Raw genomic sequence first — 13,540 nt, 5'->3', positions numbered from 1 at the left:
GCAGGGACGGCCGCGCCGGTTCATCGTGCACGCACACGCAGCGTCCGCATGTGCCGCTGCCATTGTGCACGGAACCGCATTTCCGCGTCGGGAGGTTGGGAAGCGCCGCGCAACGCGGCACGACGCACAGTGTGCGCGCCGTTCATTGCATGCGTGTTGTGCGGCAATCCCGCGAAAACGCGCCGATTGCGTTCCTCACTTCGCGAGTGCGGCCGCTGCCCGAAGCGGCCGCACGTTCAGCCGCTCAAGGCGTCCAGCGGTACACGGTGATACTGTTGCCCTTCACGTTGTTCTTCATCACCACGTACTCGCCGTTCGACCGGCGATACGCGCGGATGCTGTACATCGCGTCGATCGCGCTGCTGGTATCGACGGTCGCGGGGCTCGCATTGACCAGCGTGGTATCCAGGTTGCCGGTGGTGAGGTTGAACGCGTCGACGTTCGGCCACAGCGGCCCGCTGCTGCTGAACCAGTAGCCGACGAACAGATGGTTGCCGACCGCGTCGATCGATTTCGCGCCGCTGTGCGGCAGCGTGATCACCGGATCGGGCTTCGTCGTGTTGCCTGCGCTCCAGCCGTGATACACCTCGATGCGCGTGCCGATCGACGTCCAGTCGTTGCTGCCGACGGCCCCCTGCGCGAGCACCATCGTGTCGCTATCCGCGAGATAGACGATGCGCGTCAGCGGCAGGATGCTGGCCGGAATGCGCGTCGCGACGCCCGGCCCCCACGACGGCTTGCCGTTCGCGTCGAAGCCGGTCAGCGGGTAATGTGTGATCGCGCCGGTCTTGTCGAGGCCGGCCCACACGCCGCCCTTGCTGTCGAGGCTGAAGCCGCTCGTCACGCGCTGCGTCGTGTTGAACGCGGCGCCCGGAATCGAGCCGTCCGGAATCGCGATATAGCCGTTCGCCGCGTTGAAATGGAAGAAGTAGAACACCGGCGGATTCTGGCCGGCCGCGACGAGGATCCGGTTCGCGCCCACCGACGTGAGCAGCCCGAAGTGTTCGTCGCGCTGCGTATCGCTCATGTTGATGCGCGGGTCCGCCGGATACGCGAACGGGTCGACGGTGTTCGCGACGAACTTGCCGCCCGCGGTGCCGCTGTACACGTGTGTGCCGCCATAGAACAGCGCGCCGTCCGTGACCGGGTCCGGCGCGGCGATGCCTTCGAAGTTCAGCGACTGCAGCGTATAGCGCAGGCTTCCGGTGCTGCTGTACGCATGAATGTCGGTCGCGCCGTTGCGGCCGAGATCCCAGCTGCCGCCCCATGGATTGTTGAGCACGTAAAGGTTGCCGCCGGTGTCCTTGCCGATCCCGGCGATGCGCGTGAAGCGCTGCGCGCCGACCTGCCCCTTGATGCCCGTCGTCGTGTCGAGATAGCCGCCGCGCACGCCGAACGTGCCCGCCAGTGCCGGCCGGCCCGCCACCGTATAGCGCTTGATGTTCTGGTCGGGGCCTTCGTCGCCCACCAGCAGCTGCGCGGCCGCCGCATCGAAATACAGCGCCGACGGCTGCGAGCCGGCCGGCATCCGGATCGTGTTCAGCAGCGCGCCCGCCGGGCTGAAGCCGACGATCGCGCCCGCGCTCTTCTGCGCGACCCACACGTTGCCCGCACCGTCCACCGCGAGCGCGCCCGGCGCCGACACGTTGATGTCGCGCTGCCACACGCCGTCGGTGGTGAATACGCGCACGCGATTGCCGTAGAAGTCGCTGGCGTAGAGCAGCGAACCGGCCGTCGCGAGCCCGGTGACGACGTCGATGCGCGGCTGGTTGGTTGCCGCGCTGATCTGGATCACGCGGTCGCGGTACTTCGTCGCGCGGTTGTAGCGCCCCACCGCGCCGCTGCCGTACGTCTTGCCGGGCTGCAGCGCGACGAACAGCGAGGTTGCGTTGCCGGTGATCGCGCTGCCCTGGAATTCCGAATGCGTGCCGATCGAGCCGACGCTCTTGCCGTTCTGGTAGATCGCGACGCCGCCTTCATCCTCGTCCCACATCGACGCCGTGTAGATCACGCCTTCGGGCGCGACCCACATCGCACGTGCGACGTTGCCGACGTGCGCCGCGAGCGTGCCGTACGTGTTCGCCAGCCAGTCGGTGGTATTGCCGGCGTGCGCGGCCGGCGCAAGCGCGGCGATCGCTGCGGCGACAAGCGCAGCCTGGATTCGTTTTCCGGCGACCATGACGGATGCTCTCCTGAATGATGCAGACATTCACATGAGGGACCGGCCGGCCAGAGGGCTTGAAATTCGCAATTGCGTAAATTCTTCCCCCGAATCATCTGGCGCAGTCGGTATTACGTACGGCATGCCTTCGATAATGAGCAGGGCGAGAATAACGTCATATAAATCGAAAAAAATTGCGACCCGCTCACGCTTGCGGCAAGCGCGACTGCGCGACAGTGAATGTTCACTTACGCACCGGAACGGGAATGGAGAAAATCAGGCGCTCGCCTGCGGGAATATCGCCGCTTGTCCCGCGACGACAGATTGAAACGGCACCCGCTTTTACCGGGGAATCGGAAAAAGCCGCCGAATGAGAGGAAAAGTCACTGCACAAGACAAATCGCCGGCCTGGATCCGTAGCGAATCCAGGCCGGCGATCGTCATCGACTACGGCAGAGGCAACGCGTCGCCGCGTTGCCGCGCATCATGCCGATGTCTCCCGTACTTTCACGTCGGCCACCACGCCGCCGTCCGACTCGTTGTCGTCGCGCGGATCACCGAGCTGCCCTTCCCACTTCGCGACCACCGCGGCCGCAATCGAGTTGCCGACCGCGTTGGTGGCCGAGCGTCCCATGTCGAGGAACATGTCGACACCCATGATCAGCAGCAGCCCGGCTTCCGGCATGTTGAACTGGTTCAGCGTCGCCGCGATCACGACCAGCGACGCGCGCGGCACGCCGGCCATCCCCTTCGACGTCACCATCAGCATCAGCAGCATCGTGATCTGCGTGCCGAGCGGCAGATGGATGCCGTACACCTGCGCGATGAACAGCACCGCGAACGTGCAGTACATCATCGAGCCGTCGAGGTTGAACGAGTAACCGATCGGCAGCACGAAACTCGAGATCTTGCGATTCACGCCGAAGCGGTCGAGCGCGTCCAGCAGCTTCGGATACGCGGCCTCCGAGCTCGCCGTCGCGAACGACAGCAGGAACGGCTCGCGAATCAGCCGGATCAGCGTGAACGCACGCTTGCCGAGGAACGTCACGCCGGCGAGCGTCAGCACGCCCCACAGCAGCGCGAGCGCCAGGTAGAAGCTCGCCATGAACTTCGCGAACGTCAGCAGGATGCCGAGCCCTTCGGTCGTGATCGTCGACGCGAGCGCCGCGAACACCGCGATCGGCGCAAACCACATCACCGCGCCCGTCACCTTCAGCATTACCTGCGCGAGATCCTCGATCACGCCGGTCAGGCGCTTGCCTGCATCGCCGAGCGCGGACAGCGCGGTGCCGAAGAAGATCGAGAACACGACGATCTGCAGGATTTCGTTGTTCGCCATCGCCTCGGCGATCGATTTCGGCACCAGGTGGACCACGAAGTCCTTCAGCGTGAAGGCGCCCGTCTTCAGGTTGAGGGCCGCATCGGAAGGCGGCAGCGGCAGGCTCAGGTGGCTGCCCGGCTGCAGGATCGTCGCGGTCAGCAGACCGAGCAGCAGCGACGTGAACGACGCGATGAAGAACCAGCCGAACGCCTTGACGCCCACGCGGCCCACCGCACTGCCGTCACCCATTTGCGCGATGCCGACGGTCAGCGTCGCGAATACCAGCGGCGCGATGATCATCTTGATCAATCGCAGGAATACATCAGACAGCAACGACACGTAACCGGCGACTTCCTTCGCCATTTTCGGGTCGGGAAACGCGCTATGACATGCGTAACCCACGGCGATACCAAGCATCATCGCGACGACGATGTACTTGGTAATGTTGTGCTTCTTCTTCATTAGTAATCCAAATCACAAAGCGTATGTTTCTAACGGCTGGCAAATCATTCGCGTCCGGCTGCGAATCGGAACCCATGTCGCCGCGCGGGCGGCAAGTCCGCGTTTGGCGGTCGCCTCGGCGTACAGGGGGGGCATTCTAACGCAAATGGCGTCCATGCTTTCAAATCTGAAAGCGGCGGCGCTTGATTTGCGTCCAGATGTCGTCAGACGGGCGGGTTTTGTTGCGATCCGGCGCGCTGTTTATGGGGCCGGATGCGTGGGGACGGCTGCGGATGAAGCGGGGGGCGGCGGCTGGGAGCAGATCCGGCGGCAACACACGGTCCAGCGATCGCGACACATTCTCACAAAGATGCGCAGACCTCGACACTACGATACGTAATCGATATGTAATATTTGGAAATGATTCGCGTTGACGCCACGCCCGGGCGTCGATGCGCGATTGCGGCCGGCAACGCGGCACCGTGTCCGAGTCATTGCTCCCGACGGGTTGAGCCATTCATTTCATAAGCAGTCCTCTTGATGAATGATCGAGGAAAAGCGGCATCGTGATGAACATTCTGTATACCAACTTCCACGGCGACTACGGCGGCGGCCAGGATACCTACGTTCGCGATCTCGCCGCCGCGATGAGCCGGCGTCACCGCGTGACCGTCGCGTCGCCGGAGGGAAGCCGCCTGTCGCGCCTGTTGAAGGACAGCCCCGACGTGGCAATCTTCGACATGGAATTCAAGCCGCGCTGGAACCGGCTGTGCCAGGAAATCGTCCGGCTGCGCCGGCGGGTCGTCGCCGAGCGCTTCGATGTCATCCATGTGAACGGGTCCGCCGATCACCGGCAGGTGATGCTCGCGCTGCTCGGGTGCCGATACCGGCCCGCGGTCGTGCTCACCAAGCACAACACCTATCGCGCCGACAGCTTCGGCAACCTGCTGCGCGCGCGGCTCGCCACCGACCACACCATCGCGGTCAGCGACTATGTCGCGAGCATGCTCGCGCTGCGCTCGCCCTACGGAAACGTGACGGTCGTGAAACACGGCGTGCGCCGGCCGGCCGCCGAACGACTGGCCGGCGACGAAATCCGCCGCCGCAAGATCGCGCTGTTCGGGCCGTCCGGCGCAGACGCGATCGTGCTGGGCAGCAGCGCCGGCACCGCGCCGGAGAAAGGCTGGATGGACCTGATCGCGGCGCTGGGCCGCCTGTCCGAAAGCGAGCGCGAGCGGTTTCGCGTGCTGCTGGTCGGCGCGGAGCCGTCCCGCGAGCAGCGCGAACAGATCGCGCGGCACGGCATGGCGTCGCGCACCGCGTTCACCGGGCGCCTCGACGACGTACGGGCGCCGTTCTCGATCATCGACGTGTCGTTCGTGCTGTCGTACCACGAGAGCCTGTCGTACGCGTGCCGCGAAGCGATGTCGCTCGGCTGCCCCGCGATCGTCACGCGCGTGGGCGGGCTGCCCGAGAACGTCGAGCCGGGCGTGGACGGCTGGGTCGTTCCGCCGCGCGAGCCCGAAGCGATCGAAGCCATCCTGCGCGCGATCGTGCGTGAACCCGGCTGCGTCCGTTCGATGGGCCGCAGCGCGCGGCTGAAGGGCAAGCGCGAGTTCTCGTTCGACACCTTCGTCGACGCGACGTTGTCCGTCTATCAGAAATCGATTCGACACAACCCCTACCGTTGGGTGACATCCATGAGGTCCGTTTGATGGCCATGAATATCTGGAAGAAGTACTGGGACTTGCGGACACAGGAATGTCCGTGCGATGTGCACTTCGTCGAATGGCTGGAATCCGTCCGTCTCAGGGGCGTGCGCATCTATCACTTCGGCACCGGCGGTCATCACCACGTCGGCGTGGAATGCGCGCGGCCGCACCTGAACAACACCGTCTTCGGCGTGACGGCGTCGCCGAAGGAATACAAGTCGTATGTCGATCTCGTCACGCGGCAACCGGAGGTCAGCAAGACCTACCTCGCGTATTTCGGCGACATCTATACGAGCAATTCGGGCCTGCTGCCGGCGTTCGACGTCGTCACGCTGTTCCATCTGTGCGAGTTCCGCGACGAGTCGAACAGCCGCTATGGCGCGAAGACCGACGAAGAGGTGCTCGACCTGTTCGCACGCCATACCGCAGCCAACGGCCACCTGCTGTTCTACAAGGGCTCGTCGGCGTACCGGAAGGCCGAGCCGATCATCGCGCAATGGGCGGCGAACGCCGATTTCGTCGAGGTCGGCGACTTCAAGACCCTGCGGATCTTCCGCAAGGCCGCGTAACCCCGCCCTTCTCACGGTCCTTCGATGTTTCTGTCCGCCACGCGCCATCCGATCCTGATGTATCACCAGGTGCGTCCGCTACCGCCGTGGCCCGACCGGCTGCGCAGCCTGAGCGTCGCGCCCGACGCGTTCCGCCGCCAGATGACACTGTTCAAGCGGCTCGGCTACCGCGGATTGAGCGTGCGCGAGCTGCAGCCGTATCTGCGCGGCGAGCGCAGCGGGAAGGTCTTCGGCATTTCGTTCGACGACGGCTTTCTCAACGTACTGACCCACGCGATGCCCGTGCTGGACGAACTCGGCTTCACCGCGACCTGCTATTTCGTCGCCGGCCGCTTCGGCGGCGAGAACGACTGGGATGCGGCAGCCGATACCGCGCGCTCACCGCTGATGACATGCAAGGACATGCTCGTGTGGCGCGATCACGGCCATGAAATCGGCTCGCATACGCTCGATCATGTCGCGCTGTCGTATGTGTCGGCACCCGTAGCGGACTTTCAGCTGACCGAATCGAAGCGGAAACTCGAAATGCTGAGCGGCCGTTGCGTCGAGTCGTTCTGCTATCCGTACGGCGATCTGGATGCGCGCGTGCGCGATCAGGTCATCGCTGCCGGTTACGGCAATGCAACGACGACCCGACGCGGGTGTGCCGGTGCGGCCGACGATCCGTTCCTGCTGCCGCGGATTCCGGTCGCGGGCGGAGTCGGGGCCGTGAGGCTGTGGTTCAAGTGTTTGAAGGCGCGGGCATGCGGGTAGCACGGCACCTTCGCCGGCCCCGCATCGATATGCGGCCCGTCCATGCGGAACGCTCACACGGACGAGCCTGCCGCCGGATCAAACCCGCGAGCGAAACACGTGCGTCGCCGATGGCGCATGTGCCTGCTGCTTCAAGTACGCGAGCGCGGCGTCGATCGACAGCACATGCTGCTCCCCGTCCCTCATCCGCAGCGACACCTCGCCCGCCAGCGCCTCCTTCCGTCCGGCCACCGCGACGATCGGCGCGGCCAGTTCCCGCGCATCGAAGATCTTGCGCGGCAGGCGCTCGGAACGAAAGTCCCGCAACACCCTGCAGCCGACCGCTTCGAAAGCGAACGCCGTGTCGTCGGCAAACGCGCGATCGCTTTCTCCGATGTTCGCGACGACGATCTGGTCGGGCGCCAGCCACGTCGGCAACCAGCCCTCGTAATGCTCGAGCAGGATGCCGATGAACCGTTCGAGGCTCCCGAGCACCGCGTGATGCAGCATGACGGGCGTCGCGCGTGCGCCGTCCTCCGCAACATAGGTTGCGCCGAGCCGCTCCGGCAACACGAAGTCGAGCTGGATCGTCCCGCACTGCCACTTCCGCCTCTGGCGGTCGAGCAGATGAAACTCGAGTTTGGGGCCGTAGAACGCCCCTTCTCCCGGCAGCAGCGCGAAATCCAGCCCTGCCGCGCGCGCGGCGGACGCCAGCATGGCTTCCGCGCGATCCCACACCGCATCGTCGCCCGCGCGAACCGCCGGCCTCGTCGACAGCGCCACGTCGAATCCGTCGAACCCGAAATCCGCGTAGATCGTCTTCAGCAGCACGCAGAATCGCGCGACTTCGACCTCGACCTGATCGGGCATGCACATCACGTGCGCATCGTCCTGCGTGAATGCGCGTGCACGCATGAGCCCGTGCAGCGCGCCCGACGGCTCCGCACGGTGCACCGCGCCGAATTCCGCGTAGCGGACCGGCAGCTCGCGATACGAACGAACGCCTTTCCTGAAGAGCTGTACATGGCCCGGACAGCTCATCGGCTTCAGGCAGTACGGCTTGCTGTCGCTCTCGAGCGAAAACATGTTCCGCCCGAACTTCTCCCAATGACCGCTCTGCTCCCACAGGTCGCGCGACACAATCTGAGGTGTCCTGACTTCGGCGAAGCCGGCTTGCCGCATCCGGACGCGAATGTATTCCTCGACGACCCGGTATAGGACCATGCCGCGCGGGTGCCAGAAAATGGCGCCCGGGCTTTCATCCTGCTGGTGAAACAGATCGAGTCTGCTGCCGAGCACTCGATGGTCGAACTCTTCCATCACGATCTCCGTTGACGTGGGTGCTGGTCGAACGGAGCATGAAAAAAGCCCCGTCCGTTTCCGGCGGGGCTCCTGGGATGATGTGACGCACTGGCCTACGACGTGCAACCTCCCCCCGGCCCGCCGTTGGCGGTCGTGGTGGTGGTCGTGGTGGTCGTGACGAAACGTGCGTTCATGGGGTGAATCTAGTCAACCTCGTGCGAGCTGTCAATCATCGGTTCGAATCGCGATACGTCGCGGGCGGGGCCGTGAGGCTCGGGTTCAAGTGTTGGGAGGCGCGGGTGGCGGCGTCCCGGTAGCGCGCATCGTCGCCGGTGCATGCGCCGGAACGCGACTCATCCGCCGACCTCTCGATACCCGTCCATGCCATGCGTGCACACGGATGGGCCTTCCCGTCACGCCGGGCCGGCGCGCGGGAACGCGCCGACGGGATCGTGAATCCTCCCGCCGGCCGCGTGTTCGCCGGACGCATCGGCCCGGCTGTTCGTTACCGGTCGTACTCGAAGGACTCGGTGAAGACCGTGTCGATCGAATCGGACCAGGTCAGGCTCACGAACGAGAAGTCCGTGGCGCCGGCCCAGCCGGCCACCGACGGGAACGCGACGCCCTGATCGCCCGGCACGTTGAGCGTCACCGCCGCACCCGGCTGGACCGGCGGCGCCGACGCAGTACCGTTGACGAACGTCGCGACTGTCTGCCCGGTCGCGGTTGCGCGAATCTGCACGTTGCCGCGCTTGACGAACGGCAGCCCCGCTTTCGACGTCCAGCCCAGCGGGAAGGTCGCGCCGCCCGCGAACGTGCCGGCGGCGCCCGGCGTCAGCTTGTCGCGCGTGGACTGCGCGAGATCGTGCCACGCGTACTGGCGCAGCGCATCGGGCGACGGCGACGGCGTACGCACCCGCACCGTGTAGTGCCTGGCCGGCGTCGATGTGTTGCCGTTCTGGTAGACGTCGATCGTATAAGCGCTGAATGGCTTGATGTCGGCCAGCTCGGCGGCGCTCAGCTGCGGCTTCGCCCACGCGGTGTTGTTGCGCGGCGCGTCGCCGGGCCACGTGAACAGGCCCTGGTTCGCCGGGTCCTGCGCGACGCCGGCCAGGCGGAAGTTGTTGCGACACTGCGCACTCTTCGCCAGTGCGGCGAGCTGCGCCGGCGTCTGCCCGCTTGCAATCTGCGCACGGATATTCAGCGTGTCGCAGGTGCCGCTCGACGGCTGGAGGAACACGCCGTTGCGCAAGCCGGGGCCGTTGACGATCGCGAAGTCCACCGCGGTGCCAGCCGCGTCGACGGCACCCACCTGCAGGTTCAGCGAATCGACGAACGCGTCGGTGCCCGTCGACGGATTGGCCGGATTCAACCAGTCCCACTTTTGCGCGTTCGCGTTGACCTTGCTCAATACCGCGCGCTGATTGCCGACCACGCGCCAGCCGGTATCGCCGTTTGCGAGACTGCCCGGCCGCACCGCGAGCTGCACATGTTGCTGCATGCCGTCGCGAATGCCGTCGCTGCGCGTCCACGCGAGCTTGACCCACATCGTGTCGCTGGCGACGACGCGGATGACTTCCGGCAAGCTGAAGCTGGCGTTGTTCATCGCATCGTCGGCCACGATGCCCGGCGTGCCGCCGGCCGGCGCACCGAATTCCCGGTCGACCGACATCCCGTTGTTCAGATACGCGGCGGGCACGCCTGCATTCAGCGCGCCGGACGCGACATCGTCGACGAAGATCTGGCCGCACGCCGATACGCTGCCACCCGTGCGCGCGGCGCCCGTCGAACCGGCGAAACACTGGTTGAGCGCACGCTGCAATGCCGCCAGATCACTGGCGCTCGGCAGGTTCGACACGACCGTGCCATTGATCGTCGCGGCAGCCGGCAGGCTGGCCTTGTCGCTCGCCTGCGGCGCGACGCCGGGCGCGAGCTGAAGCTGCACCGGCGTATCGCTGGACGCGCCCGCCACCGAGCTGATCTGCACGCCGCCGTCCGGCAGCACGTTGATCTTCACCTGGTCCAGCAACCGGTCGAGCCCCGGTGCACCGGCTGTCAGCGGGCCAGAAATCAGGTCGACGCCCGTATTGCCGGTGGCGGCCAGCAGGTCGGCCAGCGCCGTCGAATAAGCCTGCACCGTGCCGGCAACAGCCTGGCCCGTGACCTTGCTTTTCAGCAAACCGGTGTCGGTCAGCAGCTTCGTCGGATTGTCGCCGACGATCGTGGCGGCGATCGCGTTCGTGATCGGCGTGATGTTGATCGTCTGCGTGCCGGCCGTGGCGCTGAGCGCGATCAGCGTGGCCTGCGAATCGGCGACGTTGCCGTATGCGGACAACGCAAAAGGCGCGCTCAGGCCGGACACTGCGCAATGAAACGCGCCGGTTGACGCGTCGGCCGGGCAGTCGACCGTCTTGCCGGTCGCATCGACCAGTTTCACGGTGGCGGCCTGCATCGCCGCGCCGGCCGCCGCGACCCCGCTGACCGTCTGAGCCGCAGGTTGCCCGGGCGGCGGCGAAGAACTGTCGCTACCGCCGCAAGCCGACAGGACGAGCGCTGCAATACCGGATACGACAGGCGTGAGTTTCATTGCGTTTCCCCCGACATCCTTCTGGTTAATGCGTGTCATATGCACCGCTCATGCACGCTGGATGGCGAGGATTCTCGCAAAGCCGATTTTCGCGATCATCATTCAGGTGGATGAAAATCGGGAAATAACACGGGGTGAAACGCAAACAACCTGTGTTAGCCTGAAAAAAATACGGTATTCGAAGCAATATCGTCAGACAAAAACCACATACGAAGATCGCGAAGCGACGGGGGAAGCATGGAACGGGACCAACTCATCGGGGACCTCTATGAGGCCGCGCTGCAGCCGGACGGTTTTCTCGAAGTTTTTCATCGGGTCTCCGAATCGCTCGGCGCAAACGTCTTTCACATGTTCAGTTGGGACGCCGCGCGCAATGCCCCGCAATTCTCGATCTATTCGCCGCGCGCGGAGTTCGACGAGATCATCGCCCTTTACGACCAGTATTACGGTGCGCTCGATCCGCGCCGCGGCTTCGTCGAGAACGCACGGCTCGGCGAATTCGTTTGCTGCCAGGATCACCTCACCGACCGCGACGTCGAACGCAGCGAGTTCTTCCAGGACTTTCAGATTCCGTCGGGATTTCGCTACCTGATGGGGATCCGCTTCGCGCGCCCCGGCAGCGACAACATTCTTCTCGGGTTACTGCGAGCGCGCGGCCGCGCGCCGTATTCGCCGGAAGAACGCGCGACCCTGACCGGTATGGCCGGGCATCTGCAACGCTCGATCAACCTGTGGCGAGACGCGCGCGTGCTGCATCGCGACGCCACCCTCGGCACCGAACTGATGGAGGAGTTGGGCCTTTCCGTCTTTGCGCTGGACAGGCACGCGCGCGTCGTCTTCGTCAACCGGGCGGCAGAGTCGATGCTGCGCGCCACCACCTGCCTCAGGCTCGAGAACGGATACCTGAGCGCGACGAGCGCGCCGCAGAACGATGCACTCAAGGCAGCGTTGACGCGTGTCGCGAAGACCCGCAAGAGCGAGTGCCTTGCGCTTTCCGGCACGCTGGTGGCGGCGCATGAAGTTTTTCTCGGCATCGCGGCGCTGTCCGGACAGGCGCTCCATGCGACGTTCGGCGATGCGACGATGCTGATCACGGTCAGGCGACGCAGCGCCGCCCCGCTCGTCGTCGCACAACAGTTGCGGCAGTCGTTCGGCTTGTCGAGCGCCGAAGCGGCGGTGGCCGAGGCGTTGATCAATGGCAAGACGCCTGATGAATGTGCTGCGAGCGCGGGTGTGTCGCTGGCGACGGTGCGCACCCAATTGCGGGCGATCTATGAAAAGACCCATTCGCGGAACCAGGCCGAAGCGGTCGGACGGATGCTTTGGGTGCTCCCGCAACAGAAGCGCACGGATTGATACGTCGAAGGGACGAACGGTCGTCAAGATTTCGGATATCTTTTCCGAGAAAGCCCCATGCCACTCGTCTCGGAAAAGATGTTCCCGGCCGCGAAAATTCTCGGAAGCATCAGTATGCGATGTAAGGCGCGGACCCGCCTGTCGCCGAACGATCGAGGCCAAAATAGATCGTCCGACCGAAAAAGTATGGCAGTCCGAGATCGAGCCAGGGGGACGATCCGAAGTGGCCCGCGACGTCATTGAATGCATAGGTCGAACTTCTCGAGAACAACGTATCCGCATTCGCAACGGGCATGGAAATCATGCTCACTGTGCCGTCGAGCCCAACCAGCGTTGCGGCATAGGTGGTCGTCGTTGACGGGCAATAGAATTGCGTGTTCTTTGAACACGTAATCTGCGACGAGTCCTCGAAGAAATTCGCGTTTGATCCAGTATCGAAGAACGCGGTGACCTTTCTGGAAAGAAACGCCCCCGGCACATCGCCCGTCGTCGTCGACACCAGCTTCGTGGTGGCACCGAATGCATTGTTGCCTCGAGTGCCGATGCCAAAGATCAACGAGCCCGTCGCGCTTTCCTGACCGTCTGCCGAAATCTGCGGCATTTTCACGATCACGCCGTTGTTGTCCGCGGCAAACTGACCGACAGGATTGCTGATCTGCTGCGATAGCGGGACGGTGACTTGTACGCAGCTCGCGTTTCCGTCCGCGCACGAGTAGTAGTTGCTCAAAGATGCGACCTTCACACAGGTTGCGCCGCAATCATAGGGCGCCGGACCAATTCCAAGAATGCCGTTTGCACCCAGACCAGTGGCCGAGCTCACCGCTTTATTCCCGTTTGTACAGGAACTCGGCACGTTGTCCGTTCCGAGATCGCCGATGATCTGCACCGGCAAGGAGCTCGCACGTTCATCGCCGATGGAAAGGTCAATCGTTCGAACCGTGCCCCACGTGTAGCTCGAAACGAACTGGCCGCATTCGGAAAGTGTCGATCCGTCGCTTGTGGTCGTTTTAGGCAGGCTGTCGACGACGCCTGGAATTGCATCACGTGCGATCCGCAAGCCATATGATGCAGTGTCGACGAGCACATTGGACACAACCTGGCAGCGTGACGTCCCGGGCGCGCAAATCTTGATGTTGACGGTCGGAATGTTGATGACGCGTGCAACACCTCGCGCGACCGTGATGATGGCGGTATTCCCGGTGTTGCCGTCCGATGTCCCGGAACTGCTGACACCCGTTTCGCCGGAACCTGAATCGCCGCCGCCGCACGCAACGAGGAAAGCTGTCGAGACGATCATCAGGCTGTCTATGCTGAACCATCGTACGACAGTACGAAAAATGCTCATGATCATTTTCATGG

The 13,540-nt window shown here is 64.3% G+C and carries 9 protein-coding genes; 4 read left to right on the top strand and 5 right to left on the bottom strand.

Annotated features, from left to right (window positions below; genetic code table 11):
- Positions 1-244: 244 nt before the first annotated feature.
- Together DIE03_RS22680 and DIE03_RS22675 are read right to left on the bottom strand one after the other, a co-directional pair.
- Positions 245-2,179: an SMP-30/gluconolactonase/LRE family protein gene (locus tag DIE03_RS22680; protein WP_124454224.1), complete on the bottom strand. Its 1,935-nt coding sequence runs from the start codon at positions 2,177-2,179 to the stop codon at positions 245-247.
- Positions 2,180-2,645: 466 nt separating this feature from the next.
- Complete coding sequence (locus DIE03_RS22675; protein ID WP_124454223.1) at positions 2,646-3,944, bottom strand: dicarboxylate/amino acid:cation symporter; 1,299 nt, start codon at positions 3,942-3,944, stop codon at positions 2,646-2,648.
- 548 nt (positions 3,945-4,492) lie between these two features.
- On the opposite strand from DIE03_RS22675, the gene DIE03_RS22670 reads away from it, so the two are divergent.
- The 3 genes from DIE03_RS22670 to DIE03_RS22660 are packed head-to-tail and all read left to right on the top strand — an operon-like array spanning position 4,493 to position 6,957.
- The gene (locus DIE03_RS22670) at positions 4,493-5,638 is read left to right on the top strand and encodes a glycosyltransferase (RefSeq protein WP_124454472.1); all 1,146 of its coding nucleotides are present in this window, start codon (positions 4,493-4,495) and stop codon (positions 5,636-5,638) included.
- A 5-nt stretch (positions 5,639-5,643) separates the two neighbouring features.
- Positions 5,644-6,204 (top strand): hypothetical protein, encoded by a 561-nt coding sequence (locus DIE03_RS22665; protein ID WP_124454474.1) that lies wholly within the window; start codon positions 5,644-5,646, stop codon positions 6,202-6,204.
- A gap of 24 nt (positions 6,205-6,228) precedes the next feature.
- On the top strand, positions 6,229-6,957 hold the full coding sequence (locus DIE03_RS22660; RefSeq protein ID WP_124454221.1) for a polysaccharide deacetylase family protein: 729 nt from the start codon (positions 6,229-6,231) through the stop codon (positions 6,955-6,957).
- A gap of 78 nt (positions 6,958-7,035) precedes the next feature.
- On the opposite strand, the gene thrS is transcribed toward DIE03_RS22660, so the two are convergent.
- On the bottom strand, positions 7,036-8,256 hold the full coding sequence (gene thrS / locus DIE03_RS22655) for a threonine--tRNA ligase (protein ID WP_124454218.1): 1,221 nt from the start codon (positions 8,254-8,256) through the stop codon (positions 7,036-7,038).
- Positions 8,257-8,743: 487 nt separating this feature from the next.
- The gene (locus DIE03_RS22650; protein ID WP_124454216.1) at positions 8,744-10,825 is read right to left on the bottom strand and encodes a hypothetical protein; all 2,082 of its coding nucleotides are present in this window, start codon (positions 10,823-10,825) and stop codon (positions 8,744-8,746) included.
- Positions 10,826-11,062: 237 nt separating this feature from the next.
- On the opposite strand from DIE03_RS22650, the gene DIE03_RS22645 reads away from it, so the two are divergent.
- The gene (locus DIE03_RS22645; RefSeq protein ID WP_124454214.1) at positions 11,063-12,181 is read left to right on the top strand and encodes a LuxR C-terminal-related transcriptional regulator; all 1,119 of its coding nucleotides are present in this window, start codon (positions 11,063-11,065) and stop codon (positions 12,179-12,181) included.
- Between the two features lie 109 nt (positions 12,182-12,290).
- Here the strand turns inward: DIE03_RS22645 and DIE03_RS22640 are convergent, their stop codons facing one another.
- Positions 12,291-13,538 carry a DUF3443 domain-containing protein gene (locus tag DIE03_RS22640; RefSeq protein WP_124454212.1) on the bottom strand — a complete coding sequence of 416 codons (1,248 nt, stop codon included), beginning with the start codon at positions 13,536-13,538 and terminating at the stop codon, positions 12,291-12,293.
- Positions 13,539-13,540 lie beyond the last annotated feature (2 nt).

The sequence above is a fragment of the Burkholderia sp. Bp8992 genome (genome assembly GCF_003853705.1).
Lineage (GTDB): Bacteria > Pseudomonadota > Gammaproteobacteria > Burkholderiales > Burkholderiaceae > Burkholderia.
Note: the sequence above shows the minus strand (reverse complement) of the source record. Positions and strands in the feature narration are given on the sequence as shown.